The organism is Amycolatopsis sp. NPDC003865 (assembly GCF_053605345.1).
The window spans coordinates 170,127-187,025 of sequence record NZ_JBSGJA010000010.1 but is presented as its reverse complement, the minus strand read 5'-3'; the positions used below and the strand labels follow the sequence as shown (position 1 = coordinate 187,025).

Genomic DNA, 16,899 nt, shown 5'->3' with positions numbered 1-16,899 from the left:
AAATCCCCTCAGCCCTCGACCCAGCCGTGCAGGTGCGACCCGGGCCGGTCGCCCTTGCCGTGGTGCTTGGGGCCCCCGCCGAGCGAGCCGTGCCCCAGCGCCCCCTGCACCGCCTGGGAGACGAATGTGTTCAGCGAGACGCCCTGTGCCGCCGCCGCGCGCTCGGCCTGGCCCTTGATCTGCTCGACCAGGCGCAGCGTGATGCGCGAGATGTCGCCGCCGTCGATCGGCGGTGGTGGCGGAGTGGTGTCACGTGGTGTCGCTCGTGACGTCGGCTCCTCGGCGGCGCCGGTGACGACCACGCGGACGTCCCGGCCGTCCAGCCGCACGTCGACCACCTGGCCCGGCAATGCGGCCGTGACCTCGGCGGCGAGGTCGGCGAGGGCGTTCATCAGCGTCAGGCGGACGGCGGGTTCGAGCGCGGAAGACAGCAGCGCGGCCGCCCGCCGGGTGTGCTCGTCCCCGGCGGCAGCCGTGTTCGCGAGGTCCTCGCGAAGGTTGGCGATGTACGGCGTCAGGTCCATGACACCACTATGACGTCACTCGTGGTGTCAGTCAAGCGAGCGGTTAGGCTCACGGGGGAGCCCGCGGAAGGGAGTGCGAACGTGGCCGTGTCACCCCGGGTGCAGCTGATCGCGAAGACCGAGTTCTTCCCGCCGGAGGACGTGCCCTGGTCGACCGACGCCGAAGGCGGCGAAGCGCTCGCCGAGTTCGCCGGCCGCGCCTGCTACCAGGCGTGGGACAAGCCGAACCCGGCCACCGCGACCAACGCCGGCTACGTCGAGCACGTCATCGACGTCGGTCACCTCGCGGTGCTCGAGCACGGTTCGGTGACCTTCTACATCACCGGGATCTCGCGCTCGCTGACCCACGAACTGGTCCGGCACCGCCACTTTTCCTACTCGCAGCTTTCCCGCCGGTACGCGCCGGAGCGCGACGCCGCCTTCGTCGAGCCCGACGTCATCGCGAACGACCCCGTGCTGCACGAGAAGTTCCTCGCCGCGACCCAGGCGAGCGTCGACGCTTACAGCGAGCTGCTGGCCGGTCTCGAAGAAAAGTTCGCCGACGTCCCGAGCGCGACCCTGCGCCGCAAGCAGGCGCGCCAGGCCGCCCGCGCGGTGCTGCCGAACGCGACCGAGACCCGCATCGTCGTCACCGGGAACTACCGGGCCTGGCGCCACTTCATCGCGATGCGCGCGACCGAGCACGCCGACGTCGAAATCCGGCAACTGGCCGTGGAGTGCCTCCGGCACCTGCAGAAGGCCGCGGCGAACGTGTTCGCCGACTTCACCATCTCGACGCTGCCGGACGGCACCGAGATCGCGACGAGCCCGAAGGTGTTCGAAGGCTGATGAAACGACTGGCGATCGACGTCCGGCCCGGCGACTACGCCGTGGTCCGGCTGCCCGCGGACGCCCCGGTGCCCGCCGAGCTCCTCGCACCCGGCGAACCCGCGTTCGTCTCGGTGACGCGGACGCCCGAAGAACTGTCCGTCATCTGCCCGGCCGGGCGGCAACCGGCGGGCGGCACGGCGGAGGACGGCTGGCGGCTGCTCTCGGTCCGCGGGCCGCTGGAGTTCACGCTCACCGGCATCATCGCCGCGCTGGCCTCGGAGCTGGCCGCGGCCGGGGTCGCGCTGTTCTCCATGTCCACCTTCGACACCGACCACATCCTGGTCCGCGGCGCCGATCTCGGGCACGCCGTGAAGGCGCTGCGCGAGTCCGGGCACGAAGTCGCCGGCGCCTGACGCTTTTCGGCGGGTGATTCACGGGTACTCGCTCCCGCGAGGGTGGGAGCCGTCACCCTTGAAATCGAAAGTTCGGCATGCCTAAACTTCGGTTTGGGATCCCCGACACCCGGTTGAGAGGCAGGCGACATGGCGGTCACCGAGGCTGTCCGGCCGAGACTCGCGGCGCGGCTGCGCACCGGGTCGGCCCTGCTCGGCCCGGCGTTCGTCGCCGCGATCGCCTACGTCGACCCGGGCAACGTCGCCTCCAACATCAGCGCCGGCGCGCGCTACGGCTACCTGCTGGTCTGGGTGATCGTCGCGGCGAACCTGATGGCCGTGCTCGTGCAGTACCTGTCCGCGAAACTCGGCCTGGTCAGCGGGATGTCGCTGCCGGAGGCCCTGCGCGCCCGGCTGTCCCGGCCCGCGCGGCTGGCCTACTGGCTGCAGGCTGAAGTCGTCGCCATCGCCACCGACCTCGCCGAGGTCGTCGGCGGCGCGATCGCGCTGTACCTGCTGTTCGACCTGCCGCTGATCGTCGGCGGCCTGATCACCGGCGCGGTCTCGCTGACGCTGCTCGCGGTCCAGGACCGCGGCGGCCAGCGGACGTTCGAGCGCGTCGTCACCGGCCTGCTGCTGGTCATCGCGGTCGGCTTCCTGGCGAGCCTGTTCGTCGAACCGCCGTCCGCGGCGGACACGCTCGGCGGGCTGGTGCCGAAGTTCGACGGCGCGGGCAGCATCCTCATCGCCGCCGCGATGCTGGGCGCGACCGTCATGCCGCACGCGGTCTACCTGCACTCCGGTCTGGTCCGCGACCGCCACGGCCGCGTCGAGGGCGCCGGCAAGCGCCGGCTGCTGCGCGCCACCCGCGCCGACGTCGGCCTGGCGATGCTGCTCGCGGGCGCGGTGAACCTCGGCATGCTGCTGCTCGCCGCGACGAACCTGCAGGGCCAGGCCGGCGTCGACAGCATCGAAGGCGCGCACCACGCGGTCTCGCTGGCGCTCGGCCCCGGCATCGCGCTGATGTTCGCCATCGGCCTGCTGGCCTCCGGTCTCGCGTCGACGTCGGTCGGCGCGTACGCCGGCGCGATGATCATGCAGGGGTTGCTGCACAAGCGGATCCCGCTCGTCCTGCGCCGGCTCGTCACCCTCACCCCGGCGATCGCGGTGCTCGCACTGGGCGCCGACCCGAGCGCGGCCCTGGTCGTCTCGCAGGTGGTGCTGTCGTTCGGGATTCCGTTCGCGCTGGTGCCGCTGATCCGGTTGACGGCGGACCGGCAGCTGATGGGCGAAGACGCCAACCGGCGGCTGACGACGGTCGCGGCGTCGGTCGTCGCGGGCGTTATCATCGCGTTGAACCTCGTCCTGATCTACCTGACTGTCACCGGCTGACTATGGCTTGGCGCTACGGCTTGAACGCCGAATGCGGAGATCGCGAGAACCACGCCCGGGATCTCGCGCAGCACTTCGGCGGGTGGCCGTCGCGCGTCTTCACCGACGGCTCGGGCTGGTGGTGCGGCGTGGCGCCCGAAGCGGTGTCGGCCGACCCGGTGGCCATGACCGAGGCCGGCCGCCGGCTGTACTGGCTGCTGCGGACCGCCCCGCCCGTCTACCGCTACGCGCTCGCCGGCGTCGAGACCGACGAGTTCCGCACGTACGCCGAGCTGATGGCCGAGAAGGACCTGACGGTGTTCCCGGGGCTGGTCGTCAGCGAGGACATCTGGGCCGCCACCGGCGAACGCGCCGAGTTCAGCGACTTCGCGCCGGGCTACCGGTGGATCCCGTACCGCGGCGAAACACACCGCTGAGTCACAATTCCGCGGAACCCCGAACGCTCCGAAGCGGTCCGACTAGCATCTGCGCGACCGCCGCCAAAAGGAGCACCGTGACCGACGAACAGACCCGGCCGTATCCACCGCAGGCGCCCGCCACGCCTGGTCAGCGGGTGGTCGCGGGCCGTTACGCGCTGCTCGGCGAGCTCGGCCGGGGTGGCATGGGCGTCGTGTGGCGGGCGCAGGACCAGGTCATCGGCCGTCAGGTCGCCGTCAAGGAGCTGCGGCTGCCCGACGCCGAGTCGGCCGCCGTCTTCTCCGAGCGCGCGCTGCGCGAGGTGCGCACCGGCGGGCGGCTCAACGACCCCGCCGTCGTCACGGTCTACGACGTCGTCACCGACGGCGGCACCACGTTCATCGTCATGGAGCTCGTCGAAGCGCCGTCGCTGGCCGACCTCGTACGCCAGCGGGGCCCGATGCCCGCCGCGCAGGCCGCGCAGCTGGGGGAGCGGGTGCTGGCCGCGCTGCAGGCCGCCCACGCCGCCGGGATCGTGCACCGGGACGTCAAGCCGGCGAACATCCTCGTCGCGCCGGACGGCCGCGTGAAGCTCACCGACTTCGGCATCGCCCACGCCGTCGACGACCCGCGCCTGACCACCAGCGGCATGATCGTCGGCTCGCCCGCGTTCATGGCGCCGGAGCGCGTCGAAGGCCGCGAAGCGCTGCCCGCGTCCGACCTGTGGTCCCTCGGCGCGACGCTGTTCTTCGCCGTCGAAGGCACGATCCCGTTCGAGCGCGCGACCACGGCCGCGACACTGCACGCGATCATGACCGAGATCCCGTACCTGACCCGCGGCCAGGGCCCGCTCGCCGCGGCCATCCTCGGCCTGCTCGTCGCCAACCCCGACGCGCGGCTCACCGCGGCCCAGGCGCAGAACCTGCTGACCACGGCGCAGGGCATGCGGCCGACCCCGCCGAACGGCACCGCCATGCTGCAGCAGGGCGGCCCGATGACGCGGGTCGCGCCCCAGCCGCCGAAGAAGAACCTGCGCGCGTTGTGGGTTTCGCTGGCCGCGGTGCTCGTCGTCGGCGCGCTGGTCGGCGGGTTCTTCGCCGGCAAGGCGTTCGAGGCCCCCGCTGTCGACGAGCAGAAGCTGCCGACGATGACCTTCGGCCTCGGCGGGCAGATGCGCGTGGACGCCACCTCCAGCTACCCCTGCTACAACGCGCCCGTCCAGGACGGCGGCGAGATCAGCAACGCCAACGACGGCGACTGCAAGGAGAGTCACACGCTCGAGATCTACGACGCCGGGGACGTCATCGGCACCACGAACTGGTCCGACAGCGACGCCACGATCGCCGACTACCCGGGCCTGGGCGCCGTCACCGCGGCCGCCGAAGCCCGCTGCGCGGCCTCGTTCCGCTCGTCGCTCGTGCCCGAGGCCAAGCGCGACGGGCTGAAGTACCGGGCGCTCGTGCCGACCCAGGCGCAGTGGCAGAGCGTGCCGACCGAGAGCGGCGAATACCCGACGCGCGAGTTCTACTGCGTGCTGGCCAAGGCCGACGGCGGCCCGATCTCCGCGCCGATCGTGACCAAGGTCAAGTAGAAGTTCCGCGACGAACGGCCGGGGCCCGGAAATCCTACGCACTTCGCCGCTGGTGACCAGGTCGGCGCGGTTTTGTCGGTGCGACGGGGTACCGTCTGGGCATGTCCAACCCACCTACCGCAGCGCCCGGACGGCCGTTCGGGCGCGTGCTCACCGCGATGGTCACCCCCTTCGACGCCGACGGCGCGCTGGACCTGAAGCGGGCGCAGGAGCTGGCCGAGCACCTCGTGGAGCTGGGGAACGACGGCCTCGTGGTCAACGGCACCACCGGCGAGAGCCCGACCACGAGCGACACGGAGAAGCAGGAGCTCGTCCGCGCCGTGGTCGAGGCCGTCGGCGACCGCGCGACCGTCGTGGCCGGCGCGGGCACCAACAACACCGCGCACAGCATCGAGCAGGCGAAGCAGGCCGAAGCGGCCGGCGCGCACGGCCTGCTCGTCGTCACCCCGTACTACTCGCGGCCCAGCCAGGCCGGCCTGCACGCGCACTTCACGGCCGTCGCCGACAGCACCGGGCTGCCGGTGATGCTCTACGACATCCCGCCGCGCTCGGTCGTGCCGATCGAGGTCGACACGCTGCTGCGGCTGGCCGAGCACCCGCGGATCGTCGCGGTCAAGGACGCCAAGGGCGACCTGATCGCCGGCTCCGAGGTCATCGCCAACACCCACCTCGCCTACTACTCCGGCGACGACGGCCTGAACCTGCCGTGGATCTCCGTCGGCGGCACCGGCGTGGTGAGTGTGATCGGTCACGTCGTCGCGGGCCGGATCCGCGCCATGATCGACGCCTACGAGAACGGCGACACGTCCACCGCGCGCACCAACCACCGCGGCATGCTGCCGGTGCTGCGCGCGATGTCGCGGGTCGGCGGGGTCGCGTTCAGCAAGACGGCGCTGCGGCTGCGCGGCTTCGACGTCGGCGAACCGCGGCTGCCGATCGTCGCCCCGACCGCCGAGCAGACGGCCCTGATCGCCGCCGATCTCGGCCAGGGCGGCGTGCCGCTGGGCGACACGGCGGCCCAGGACTGGCATGGTGAGCGGGTGGCACAAGCAGACTCGAGGGCCGCCTACGTGGCGCCGACCTCGCACACCAGCGTTGGGACCCTGCCTCGGTGAGCTCACTTCCCCCAGGTCCAGGCCCCACCAACGCCCCGCCCAAGCTTCCCGAGGGAGCCCTGCGAGTAGTCGCGCTGGGCGGCATCGGCGAGGTCGGGCGCAACATGACCGTCTTCGAGTTCGGCGGCCGGCTGCTCATCGTCGACTGCGGGGTGCTCTTCCCCGAGGACGACCAGCCCGGCGTCGACCTGATCCTGCCCGACTTCCGCGCGATCGAGGACCGCCTCGACGAGATCGACGGACTGGTGCTCACCCACGGGCACGAGGACCACATCGGTGCCGTCCCGTTCCTCCTGCGCCTGCGGCCGGACCTGCCGATCTACGGCTCGAAGTTCACCAACGCGCTGCTCGCGGCGAAGGCCAAGGAGCACCGGCAGCGGCCGAACCTGATCACGGTCCGCGAGGGCGAGCGCCGCGACGTCGGCGCGTTCAACCTCGAGTTCTTCGCGGTCAACCACTCGATCCCGGACGCGCTCGCGGTCGCGATCCGCACCCCGGCGGGCGTCGTCCTGCACACCGGCGACATCAAGCTCGACCAGCTCCCGCTGGACGGGCGCCTCACCGACCTGGCCGGCTTCTCCCGGCTGGGCGACGAGGGGGTCGACCTGTTCTGCGTCGACTCGACCAACGCCGAGGTGCCCGGGTTCGTCATGCCCGAGCGCGACATCGGCCCGGTCCTCGACGACGTCATCCGCCGCGTCGACCAGCGCGTGATCGTGGCGTGCTTCGCCAGCCACGTCCACCGCGTCCAGCAGGTCCTCGACGCCGCCGAGCGGCACGGCCGCCGGATCGCGTTCGTCGGCCGGTCGATGGTCCGCAACATGGGGATCGCGGCCGAGCTGGGCCTGCTGAACGTGCCGGACGGCCTGCTCGTCGACCTCGACCAGGCCAGCACCCTGCCGGAGAGCAAGGTCCTGTTCGTCTCGACGGGGTCGCAGGGCGAGCCGCTCTCGGCGCTGTCGCGGATGGCGCGCGGCGAGCACCGGCAGATCTCGATCCGCGCGGGCGACACGGTCGTGCTGGCCAGCTCGATGATCCCGGGCAACGAGACCGCGGTGTTCGGCGTGGTCAACGGCCTGACCCGGCTGGGCGCGAACGTCGTCCACCAGGGCAACGCGAAGGTGCACGTGTCCGGCCACGCGTCGGCGGGGGAGCTGCTGTACCTGTACAACGCGGTGCGCCCGAGCAACGTGATGCCGGTCCACGGCGAGTGGAAGCACCTGCGCGCGAACGGCGAGCTGGCGATCCGCACGGGTGTCGCGCCGGAGAACGTGGTCATCGCCGAAGACGGCGTGGTGGTGGACCTCGTGGACGGCAAGGCGTCCCGCACCGGCCGCGTCGAGGTGGGCCACGTGTACGTCGACGGCCTGTCGGTCGGTGACGTCGGCGAGTCGACGCTGTCGGACCGGCTCGTCCTCGGCGAGGGCGGGTTCATCGCGATCAACGTCGCGGTGGACTCGAACACCGGCCGCGCGGTCAGCAGCCCGACGGTCGCGGGCCGCGGCTTCTCCGACGACCCGAAGGCGCTCGACGCCGTCGTGCCGCTGGTGGAGATGGAGCTGGCGCGCACGGAAGCCGAGGGCATCACGGACACGCACCGGATCGCCCAGGCGGTCCGCCGGGTGGTGGGCCGCTGGGTGGCCGACACCTACCGCCGCCGCCCGATGATCGTCCCGACGGTCATCCCGGTCTAGCGCCCCAAGGCGGCCTTGGTTGCGTCTCGCGCACCCGAGGCCGCCTTCGGTGCTCCCTCTTAGCGCGCCACCTTCGCCAGTCCCAACGCGAAGGCGAGCGTGGCGATCTGGCGCAGGAGCGCCCGTCTCGCATGCCGCTGTTCGGTCCTCGTCGGCTTCATGTTTTACCCCCAAGCGGTAGGCATCCAGTGTCGCGCGTGCCCGGGCCCTGGACATCCCGCTGCGGGACGACGGTCGCCTCCCTCCCCGGTATGAGGCGTTGTTACGCCGTCCGGACCACGAACCGGTGCTTTGCCCGGCGCTAACCTTGGTCCCAGCCCGCCTCCCCCGAAGAGAGGCCGCCGATGGGACGTCACTCCGACGGAAGACGCCGGTTGCTGGTGCCCGTCCTCGCGACCGGCCTCGTGGTCGTCCTCGGGGCCGCCGCCTGGGTGACCGTTTCGGCGGTGCGGTCCCGGCCCACCTGCGTGCAGCCGGCGAAGGTCCTGGTCACCGCGTCCCCCGATGTGGCGCCGGCGCTCACGCTCGTCGCCAGGGGGCTCGACCTGCGGTGCGGCTCCATCGAGGTCCAGGCCAGGGAGGCGGCGTCGGCCGCCGAGCGGCTCGCGATGTCCGACGGCAGCCCGCGGTCACAAGTGTGGGTGCCGGACTCGACCCTCGCGCTGCGGCGCGCTCACCGGCTCGGCGCCGGCGACGTCCCCGAGTCCGGCGCGTCGGTGGCCAGCTCGCCGATCGTGCTGGCCACCGCGGAGGATGTCGTCAAGGGCATCGGCTGGCCCGAGCGCAGCCCCACGTGGGCCGACGTGCTGGGCGCGCCGGGCGCCGTCCCGGGGATGTCCGACCCGGCCCGCGACGCGGTCGGCGCGCTGGCCCTGCTCGGGCTGAAGGAGAGCGTCCGCGCGGCCCCCGAGCCCGCGGGGGCGTACGTGGCGCTGCTGCGGCGGGTCTCGGCGAACACGCTCGGCGCGGAGACGGACCTGATCGCGCGGCTGCCGGGGTCGAGCGGCAGCGGCGGGACGGCGGCTTCGGTGACGGTGTTCCCCGCGTCGGAGAACTCGGTGCTGCGCCACAACATCGAGGACCGGACGTCCCCGCTCGTCGCCGTCTACGCGACGGCAGTGCCCACATTGGACTACCCGTTCGCGGAGCTGGGCGGGATCACACCGCAGCAGCGCCCGATCGTCGACGCGCTGCGCGACGCGGTCCTCGGCGACGCGGGCTCGGACGCGATCGCGAAGACGGGCTTGCGCGCGGCGGGCGGCCAGGCGCTGCGCGACCACGCCGACGACCCGCGGGTGTCGCCGCCGGGCATCCGCACGGCGAACCTCCCGGCCGCGGGGGCGGTCGACGAGCTGCTCAACCAGTGGGCCGGGGTCAACCTGAGCGCGCGGGTGCAGGTGCTCGTCGACGTGTCGGGGTCGATGAACGCGCAGGTGCCGGGGACGGGACTGAACCGCATGCAGGTGACCGTGCAGGCCACGGAGAAGGCACTGCACCTGTTCAAGCCGGCGACCCAGCTGCGCATGCTGGCGTTTTCGACCCGCCTGGGCGGCGACAAGGACTACCGCGAGCTGCTGCCGATGGCCCCGGTGGCCCAGCACCTGACGAGCGGCGCGCTGGAGCGGCTGGCCCAGCTGAAGGCGAGCCCGGACGGCGGAACGGGGTTGTACGACAGCGTGGTGGACACGTACCGGACGGCCCGCCGGGAGTGGGAGCCCGGCCGCCTCAACCTGGTGATCGTCCTGACGGACGGCCGCAACGAGGACGCGCACAGCATGTCCCGCGCGGAAGCGCTGGCGCAGCTGGCCGAGCTGCAGGACCCCCACCGCCCGATCCCCCTGATCGGAGTGGGCATAGGCCCGGACGCGGACAAGGCGGAACTGGACCAGCTGACGGCGGCGACCGGCGGCCAGGCGTTCGTGGCCCCGGACCCGGCGAAGATCACGGACGTGTTTTTCGCGGCACTGAGCCGGATCGCCGGTGGATGAGGGCGTACACCCCCAAGATCACCGCCAAGCTGATCAAACTCAAGTACAGCTGGGAACGCGCGTCCTCGTCCACGAACAGCATCGACGCCACCACCACCAACGTCAGCACCAGCGTCAGCCAGCTCAACCACGGATACCCCCACATCCGCAGCTTCAACGACTCGGGCGACGACGCCTCCAGCCGCCGCCGCATCCGCAACTGTGATCCGCAAATGATCGCGTACACGAACAGCGCCACCGCGCCCGCCGAATTGATGATGAAGTAGAAGATCTTGTCCGGGGACACGTAGCTCATCACCACCGCCACGTAGCCGACCGAAGTGGACACCAGGATCGCCTTCCACGGCACCCCGCGCGCGTTCGTGTCCGCTACCCACGCCGGTGCCCACCCGTGGCGGCGCAGCGCGAACAGCATGCGGGAGGCCGTGTACAGTCCCGAATTCAGCACCGACAGCGCCGCCGTCAGGACGACCGCACTGACCACTGTGGACGCCGCCGGGACGCCGAAGCGGCCGAACGCCGCCGCGAACGGGCTTGTCTCGCTCGGGATCCCGCGCCACGGTGTGATCATCACCAGCAGTGCCACCGATCCCACGTAGAACACGATCACGCGCCACACGATCGTCGACGTCGCCTTGCGGACCGCCGTCTCCGGCTGGTCGGACTCCGCCGCCGCGATCGTCACGATTTCCGCGCCGAAATAGGAAAAGATCACGATCACCACGCCGTGGACGACCGAAAAACCGCCGTTCGGCACGAAGCCGTCGAGGCCGATGTTGCCCACCGAGAAGTGCGCGCCCGGCCAGAGCCCGAGCACGAACAGCAAGCCCAGCGCCAGGAACACCACGATGGTCGCGACCTTGATCGACGCCAGCCAGAACTCCGTCTCGCCGAACGACCGCGCCGACGCCAGGTTCGTCGCCGTCAGCAGCAGCATCAGCGCCAGCGAGAACACCCACTGCGGCACGCCGGGAATCCAGCCCTGGAGGATCTTCGCGCCGGCCACGGCCTCGAATGCCACCACGCCGACCCAGAAGTACCAGTACAGCCAGCCGATCGTGAAACCCGCCCAGCCGCCGAGCGAGTCCCGCGCGTACTCCATGAACGAGCCGAGCGCCGGCGCGGCCGTCGCCATCTCGCCCAGCATCCGCATGACGAGCACGACCAGCAGCCCGCCCAGCGCGTAGGACAGCACGGCCGCCGGGCCGACGGTGTGGATCACCGCGCCGCTGCCGATGAACAGGCTCGCGCCGATGATGCCGCCGAGGGCGATCATCCGGACGTGCCGCTGCCGCAGTTCGGGTCGCAGCCCCGTCGTCGTCATGGTGGGGGATTCTCGCACCTCGGCGACACCCCGTGAAGAACTCAGCTCGTCAGGATCTCGGACTTCCGCTGCACCAGGTACGCACCGGCCAGCAGGATCGCCGAGCCGAGCAGCTGCAGCCGGGTGAGCTCCTCGCCGAGCAGCGCCCACGCCGTGACGGTGACGATCACCGGCTCGACCAGACCCACCACGCTCGCGACCGACGCCGGCAGGTGCCGCAGCGACGAAATCCCGAAGACGTAGGCGAACACGGTCGCCACCAGCACCAGCAGGACCAGCAGCAGCCACACCGGCGGGCGCCACGCGCCGAACGCGACGTCGGTGCCGAGCAGCCCGACCGGCCACGTCCACGGCGGCGAGACGACGCCGACCAGCACCGCGCCGATCACCATGCCCCAGGTGACCAGGCCCAGCGGGTCGATGTCGGCGACCGCGCGCTCGCCGAGCAGGAAGTACCCGGCCGAACACAGCGCCGCGCCGAAGCCGGCGAGCAGCCCGAGGCCGTTCAACGTGACGCCCTGCCACACCTGGGCGACCAGCGACAACCCGAGCATGGCCAGCGCGATGCCGCCCCACACCGACCGCGGCAGCCGGTGGCGCCGCACGAACCGGACCCAGAGCGCGATGAGCACCGGCGAGACGAACTCGAGCAGGATCGCGATGCCGACCGGGATCCGGCCCGCCGCGACGAAGTAGAGCAGCTGCACCCCGGCCACGCCGAGCAGGCCGTAGCCGGCCAGCACCGGCAGTTCGGCCCGGCGCACCCGCAGCTTCCGCGGCGCGACCAGCGCCACCCCGGCGAGCAGCACGAGCCCGGCGACGCCGATCCGCATCGCGGCCACCTGCTCCGGGCTGAACCCGGCGGCCATCGCGGACTTGCCCAGCGTGCCCGACGTGCTGAAGAACAGCGCGGCGAGCAGGACGAGGGTGGTCCCGCGGCCGCGGTGGGCCACCCGGGGCGGGGCGAGGACGGGCAGCTCGGTGGTCACCACCGCGACTGTAGGGCCCGCCGCGTCACTGCCAAAGCGCTTTTCCCGGTTACTCGGCCCGCTTGAGGCCGGTGGCGACGTGCGTCGTGATCGTCGCGAGCCGGCGCCCCTGGACGCGCAGCGCACCGAGCGCGAGGTCGTCCGGCGCCGCCGACTTCCGGGACACGAACGAGCCGCCGTACGGGTTGCCGGACTCCATCAGGTGCGGGTCGGTGTAGCCGAGCGGGACGACGATCGCGCCCCAGTGGTAGAAGACGTTGTTGATCGCCAGCAGCGTCGACTCCAGGCCGCCGTGCCGGGTGGACGCCGTCGTGAACGACGTCGCGACCTTGTCGGCGAGCTTCCCCTGCGCCCACAAGCCGCCCGTGCTGTCCAAATAGGACTTGAGCTGGGCCGCGGGGCCGCCGAAGCGGGTCGGGCTGCCGAACGCGAGCCCGTCCGCCCATTCGAGGTCGGCGAGGGTGGCGAGCTCGTGGTGCGGTCCCGCGTCGACCCACGCCTGCCAGCGCGGGTTCTTGGCGATGGCCTCGGCGGGGACGGTCTCCGGCACGGTCCGCACGCGCACTTCGGCCCCGGTTTCGCGGGCTCCCGCGGCGAGCGATTCGGCGAGGGCGGCGGTGTTCCCGGTCGAGCTGTAGTAGACGACGAGTATCCGTGTGCTCACGTGTCCCGACTCTAGGCGAACCGGGCGTGCGTCTCAGGATCCGGGCTTCGGCTTCCAGGGACTGACCGTGTCGGTGGGGCGCGTCGGGTCGTGGAAGCGCGGCCGGTCCGGTTCGCTCGCGCGCAGCGGGACGAGACCGTCGGTGATCGCCTGCATGATCTTCGCGTGCGCGCGCACGCCGGCGCCGGGGCGCTCCGGCTCGACGTCCGACAGGTCGACGGGGTCGCCGAAGTGCACCCGGAACTTGGGCCGGCGCAGGGGAGCGCTGAGCCCGGAGCGGGCGAGGGGGACCAGGTCGGCCGGGCCGTTGACGGTCTCGGTGCCCCAGTAGACGGCCTCGTGCGCGCCCCACTGGCTGATCGGGATCACCGGCACGCCCGAGGCCAGCGCCAGCCGGGCCGCGCCCGTCTTGCCGCGCTCCGGCCACAGGCCCGGGTCGTGGCTGATCCGGCCCTCGGGGTAGACGATGATCGGCTCGCGCGTGGTCTTCAGCGCTTCGACGGCCTCGGCGAACTGCCCGACGGCCGTGCCCGCGTGCTTGCGGTCGACGCGCAGGTGGCCGCTGACCCGCAGCGCCGGGCCGATGACCGGGGCGTCCAGGATGCCGCCCGCCAGCATGAACCGCGGGTTGATGCCGATCCGCTTGCACGCCGCCATCAGCACGAACGCGTCGAACACGCCGATGTGGTTCGCCGTCATCAGCAGCGGCTTGCCGCGCAGCTGGGCGGGGATCCGCCCGGTCACGGTCAGCTTGCCGACGAGGTTCACCAGCCCGCGGTCGATGTTCAGCATGGTCCGCCAGATGGCGGGGGCCCGGCGGGAGGTGTTGTCCGAGTGCAGCGCGACCATGGGGCAGAGCATGGCAGACGCCGTTTTTCACCCGAATGCGCCGTCGGTGGGCCGGGGCGACTGGTCGTTCCCAAGGCAGAATGACCGGTCTTTCGCCCGCCCAGCCGCCCGCCCCGCCATTCACCCGGACGGCCGCTCAAGCTCGCTGTGAGGCAGAAGTTCACCCTGAGCCGAGAGTGGCGCATGGGACGAACGCCGACGGCCGGTTACCGTAAAAGGCATGGCTGGGTCGGCGACGAGAAAGCGAAGCACGAGTAGCGGCGCGAAGGGAGCAGCGGCGCGTAAGCCGCGTACACCCGCGAAGTCCCGCCCGGCAGCCCGCAAGCCGGCCCCCCGAGCCCGCCGCAAGACGCCCGGGATCTTCGGCAAGGGCGTCCGCGGCACCTGGAACCTCCTGGCCAAGGGCATCGGCACCCTGGCCCGCACGGTCGGCCGCACCCGCGAACTGGAACCCGAACACCGCCGCGACGGCGTCGCGCTGGGCCTGATCGCCCTGGCCATCGTCGCGGCCGTCGGCGTCTGGTGGCGGGCCGCCGGGCCGATCGGGGCCGGGGTCGAGATCGCCACCCGGACCGTCCTCGGCGCCGGGGCCGTCACGCTGCCCCTGGTCCTCGTGGTCGTCGCCGTCGCGCTCATGCGGTCCGAGCCACACCCGGAAACCCGGCCGCGGATGGTCATCGGGACGATCATGGTCGTCCTGTCCGTGCTCGGGATGCTGCACATCTTCACCGCGCTCCCGGAAACCAACGACGGCCGCATGTATGCCGGCGGCATCATCGGCGCCTTCTCCGGCGGCCTGCTCACCATGGGTGTCACGACCTGGGTCGCCGTCCCGCTCCTGATCCTCGCGCTCGTCTTCGGCGTGCTCGTCTTCACCGGCACCCCCGTCCGCGAGATCCCGACGCGGCTGCGCAACTGGGGCCTCGACGAAGACGAGCTCGCCGAAGCCGAGCAGCAGAAGTCCGGCTTCGCCACCGACGAGGACAAGGTCACCGAGGCCGACCCGAAGTCCGCCCGCCTGCGCAAGCCGTCGCGCCGCCGCCAGGCCGCCGACGCCGAGGCCGAGCAGCTCGACCTCGACGCGATGCTGGCCGAGGCGCCGACGCCGATCAAGCCGCCGAAGGCCGTGCCCAAGCCGGCCGAAGTGCCTGAAAAGAAGCCGAAGAAGGCGCCGGAGCCGCCGCTGGCCGTCACGCGGACCGTCGAGGGCGACTACCAGCTCCCGCCGCCCGACCTGCTGAAGCTCGGCGACGCGCCGAAGTCCCGCAGCAAGGCCAACGACGCCATGATCGAGGCGATCACCGGCGTGCTGGAGCAGTTCAACGTCGACGCGCAGGTCACCGGCTTCACCCGCGGCCCGACCGTCACCCGCTACGAGGTCGAGCTCGGCCCGGGCGTGAAGGTCGAGAAGATCACCGCGCTGACCAAGAACATCGCCTACGCCGTCGCGACCGACAACGTCCGGCTGCTGGCGCCGATCCCCGGCAAGTCCGCGGTCGGCATCGAGGTGCCGAACTCCGACCGCGAGATGGTCCGCCTCGGCGACGTCCTGCGGGCGCCGTCCACGGTCAAGGACAACCACCCGATGGTGATCGGCCTCGGGAAGGACATCGAGGGCCACTTCGTCACCGCGAACCTGACGAAGATGCCGCACCTGCTGGTCGCCGGTTCCACCGGTTCCGGTAAGTCGAGCTTCGTCAACTCGATGCTGGTGTCGCTGCTCGCGCGCTCGACGCCGGACGAGTGCCGGATGATCCTCATCGACCCGAAGATGGTCGAGCTGACGCCGTACGAAGGCATCCCGCACCTGATCACGCCCATCATCACCCAGCCGAAGAAGGCCGCCGCCGCGCTGGCCTGGCTGGTGGAGGAGATGGAGCAGCGCTACCAGGACATGCAGGTCAACAAGGTCCGGCACATCGACGACTACAACAAGAAGGTCAAGTCGGGCGAGATCACCGCGCCGCCGGGCTCGGAGCGCGAGTACCGGCCGTACCCGTACATCATGGCGATCGTCGACGAGCTCGCCGACCTGATGATGACCGCCCCGCGCGACGTCGAGGACGCGATCGTCCGGATCACCCAGAAGGCCCGTGCCGCCGGGATCCACCTGGTGCTGGCCACGCAGCGGCCGTCGGTCGACGTCGTGACCGGCCTGATCAAGACCAACGTGCCCTCGCGGCTGGCGTTCGCGACGTCGTCGCTGACCGACTCGCGGGTCATCCTCGACCAGCCGGGCGCGGAGAAGCTGATCGGCATGGGCGACGCGCTCTACCTGCCGATGGGCGCCGGGAAGCCGGTCCGCATCCAGGGCGCGTTCGTCGGCGACGAAGAGATCGCCGCCGTCGTCAACTACGCCAAGGAACAGGCACAGCCGGACTACCAGGACGGCGTCACCGCGCAGAAGGCAGGCGAGAAGAAGGAGATCGACCCGGACATCGGCGACGACCTCGACGTCCTGCTGCAGGCGGCGGAGCTGATCGTGACGTCCCAGTTCGGCTCGACGTCGATGCTGCAGCGCAAGCTGCGGGTCGGGTTCGCGAAGGCGGGCCGCCTGATGGACCTGCTGGAGAGCCGCGGGATCGTCGGCCCGTCCGAGGGTTCGAAGGCCCGTGACGTGCTGATCAAGCCGGAGGAGCTGGACTCGGTGCTGTACCTGATCCGCGGCGGCGACCCGTCGCCGTCGGACTCCGACGACGAGTAGTGCAACCCGCCGCCGGGGCCGTTCCGTCCTGAGCGCATGGACCCGCAGCGCATCGCAGCCGGACTGTTCGCCTTCGTCGTCGTCGCGGTGGGCGCCGGGAGCACGGCGGCCGCCCAGCAGGCCGCCCCCGTGCGGCCCTCGGCGCCGTCGACCGTCAGCACCGCTCCGCGGGGTGACGTCACGCTGCGCACCGGTCAGGAGGCCGCGATCCAGGGCAAGGACCTGGTGGTCCGCTACCTGCGCGTCGTCTCGGACTCGCGCTGCCGCCCGAACATGACGTGCATCTGGCAGGGCGAGGCGACGCTGGCGTTCCTGCTGAGCGAGCCCGGCCGCGGCGAGAGCACGACGGCCGAGCTGCACAGCGGGCCCCGGACCGGGCCCCAGGCGACCTCGTTCGCCGCCAGCCGGGTCGAGCTGGTCTCGGTGAGCGAGGACGGCCAGGAGGCCACGATCCGGGTCGGCTGAGG

15 protein-coding genes are annotated in these 16,899 nt (G+C 71.7%); 10 read left to right on the top strand and 5 right to left on the bottom strand.

Annotated features, from left to right (window positions below; genetic code table 11):
* Positions 1-8 precede the first annotated feature (8 nt).
* Positions 9-524: a toxin-antitoxin system HicB family antitoxin gene (locus tag ACWEVP_RS24390; protein ID WP_452064866.1), complete on the bottom strand. Its 516-nt coding sequence runs from the start codon at positions 522-524 to the stop codon at positions 9-11.
* Positions 525-611: 87 nt separating this feature from the next.
* Between ACWEVP_RS24390 and thyX the strand changes: the two genes are divergently transcribed.
* The 8 genes from thyX to ACWEVP_RS24350 all read left to right on the top strand — a co-directional run bounded on the left by thyX (position 612) and on the right by ACWEVP_RS24350 (position 9,902).
* Positions 612-1,352, top strand: coding sequence for an FAD-dependent thymidylate synthase (gene thyX, locus ACWEVP_RS24385; RefSeq protein WP_452064980.1), 741 nt, complete (start codon positions 612-614; stop codon positions 1,350-1,352).
* Positions 1,352-1,747: an ACT domain-containing protein gene (locus ACWEVP_RS24380; protein ID WP_452064865.1), complete on the top strand. Its 396-nt coding sequence runs from the start codon at positions 1,352-1,354 to the stop codon at positions 1,745-1,747. Before thyX ends, ACWEVP_RS24380 begins: the two co-directional genes overlap by 1 nt.
* Positions 1,748-1,876: 129 nt before the next feature.
* Positions 1,877-3,118: an Nramp family divalent metal transporter gene (locus ACWEVP_RS24375; protein WP_452064864.1), complete on the top strand. Its 1,242-nt coding sequence runs from the start codon at positions 1,877-1,879 to the stop codon at positions 3,116-3,118.
* Positions 3,119-3,120: 2 nt separating this feature from the next.
* Complete coding sequence (locus ACWEVP_RS24370; protein WP_452064863.1) at positions 3,121-3,534, top strand: hypothetical protein; 414 nt, start codon at positions 3,121-3,123, stop codon at positions 3,532-3,534.
* A gap of 77 nt (positions 3,535-3,611) precedes the next feature.
* Complete coding sequence (locus tag ACWEVP_RS24365) at positions 3,612-5,105, top strand: serine/threonine-protein kinase (protein WP_452064862.1); 1,494 nt, start codon at positions 3,612-3,614, stop codon at positions 5,103-5,105.
* A gap of 101 nt (positions 5,106-5,206) precedes the next feature.
* A complete protein-coding gene (dapA, locus tag ACWEVP_RS24360; protein WP_452064861.1) occupies positions 5,207-6,220 on the top strand; it encodes a 4-hydroxy-tetrahydrodipicolinate synthase in 1,014 nt (337 codons plus the stop codon).
* Positions 6,217-7,914 (top strand): ribonuclease J, encoded by a 1,698-nt coding sequence (locus ACWEVP_RS24355; protein WP_452064860.1) that lies wholly within the window; start codon positions 6,217-6,219, stop codon positions 7,912-7,914. The genes dapA and ACWEVP_RS24355 overlap by 4 nt, the downstream gene beginning before the upstream one ends.
* Positions 7,915-8,258: 344 nt before the next feature.
* Positions 8,259-9,902: a substrate-binding domain-containing protein gene (locus ACWEVP_RS24350; RefSeq protein ID WP_452064859.1), complete on the top strand. Its 1,644-nt coding sequence runs from the start codon at positions 8,259-8,261 to the stop codon at positions 9,900-9,902.
* Here the strand turns inward: ACWEVP_RS24350 and ACWEVP_RS24345 are convergent.
* Genes ACWEVP_RS24345 through ACWEVP_RS24330 form a run of 4 tightly spaced genes read right to left on the bottom strand, consistent with a single transcriptional unit; the run spans position 9,856 to position 13,728 of the window.
* Positions 9,856-11,226, bottom strand: a complete 1,371-nt coding sequence (locus tag ACWEVP_RS24345) for an amino acid permease (protein WP_452064858.1) — start codon at positions 11,224-11,226, stop codon at positions 9,856-9,858. The genes ACWEVP_RS24350 and ACWEVP_RS24345 overlap by 47 nt on opposite strands.
* A gap of 41 nt (positions 11,227-11,267) precedes the next feature.
* Positions 11,268-12,215, bottom strand: coding sequence for an EamA family transporter (locus tag ACWEVP_RS24340; protein ID WP_452064857.1), 948 nt, complete (start codon positions 12,213-12,215; stop codon positions 11,268-11,270).
* Between the two features lie 49 nt (positions 12,216-12,264).
* Positions 12,265-12,879 carry an NAD(P)H:quinone oxidoreductase gene (gene wrbA / locus ACWEVP_RS24335; protein WP_452064856.1) on the bottom strand — a complete coding sequence of 205 codons (615 nt, stop codon included), beginning with the start codon at positions 12,877-12,879 and terminating at the stop codon, positions 12,265-12,267.
* A gap of 33 nt (positions 12,880-12,912) precedes the next feature.
* Positions 12,913-13,728 (bottom strand): lysophospholipid acyltransferase family protein, encoded by an 816-nt coding sequence (locus ACWEVP_RS24330; protein ID WP_452064855.1) that lies wholly within the window; start codon positions 13,726-13,728, stop codon positions 12,913-12,915.
* Between the two features lie 220 nt (positions 13,729-13,948).
* Between ACWEVP_RS24330 and ACWEVP_RS24325 the strand changes: the two genes are divergently transcribed.
* Entirely contained in the window at positions 13,949-16,432 is a 2,484-nt protein-coding gene (locus tag ACWEVP_RS24325) for a DNA translocase FtsK (protein WP_452064854.1), read from the top strand.
* 36 nt (positions 16,433-16,468) lie between these two features.
* Complete coding sequence (locus ACWEVP_RS24320) at positions 16,469-16,897, top strand: hypothetical protein (protein WP_452064853.1); 429 nt, start codon at positions 16,469-16,471, stop codon at positions 16,895-16,897.
* The last annotated feature ends 2 nt before the right edge of the window (positions 16,898-16,899 follow it).

Excerpts from the sequence above, each read along its gene's own strand:
- ACWEVP_RS24390 (WP_452064866.1), bottom strand. The coding sequence starts at position 524 with ATGGACCTGACGCCGTACATCGCCAACCTTCGCGAGGACCTCGCGAAC.
- ACWEVP_RS24380 (WP_452064865.1), top strand. The coding sequence starts at position 1,352 with ATGAAACGACTGGCGATCGACGTCCGGCCCGGCGACTACGCCGTGGTC.
- ACWEVP_RS24375 (WP_452064864.1), top strand. The coding sequence starts at position 1,877 with ATGGCGGTCACCGAGGCTGTCCGGCCGAGACTCGCGGCGCGGCTGCGC.
- ACWEVP_RS24370 (WP_452064863.1), top strand. The coding sequence starts at position 3,121 with ATGGCTTGGCGCTACGGCTTGAACGCCGAATGCGGAGATCGCGAGAAC.
- dapA (WP_452064861.1), top strand. The coding sequence starts at position 5,207 with ATGTCCAACCCACCTACCGCAGCGCCCGGACGGCCGTTCGGGCGCGTG.
- ACWEVP_RS24350 (WP_452064859.1), top strand. The coding sequence starts at position 8,259 with ATGGGACGTCACTCCGACGGAAGACGCCGGTTGCTGGTGCCCGTCCTC.
- ACWEVP_RS24345 (WP_452064858.1), bottom strand. The coding sequence starts at position 11,226 with ATGACGACGACGGGGCTGCGACCCGAACTGCGGCAGCGGCACGTCCGG.
- ACWEVP_RS24330 (WP_452064855.1), bottom strand. The coding sequence starts at position 13,728 with ATGGTCGCGCTGCACTCGGACAACACCTCCCGCCGGGCCCCCGCCATC.
- ACWEVP_RS24325 (WP_452064854.1), top strand. The coding sequence starts at position 13,949 with ATGGCTGGGTCGGCGACGAGAAAGCGAAGCACGAGTAGCGGCGCGAAG.
- ACWEVP_RS24320 (WP_452064853.1), top strand. The coding sequence starts at position 16,469 with ATGGACCCGCAGCGCATCGCAGCCGGACTGTTCGCCTTCGTCGTCGTC.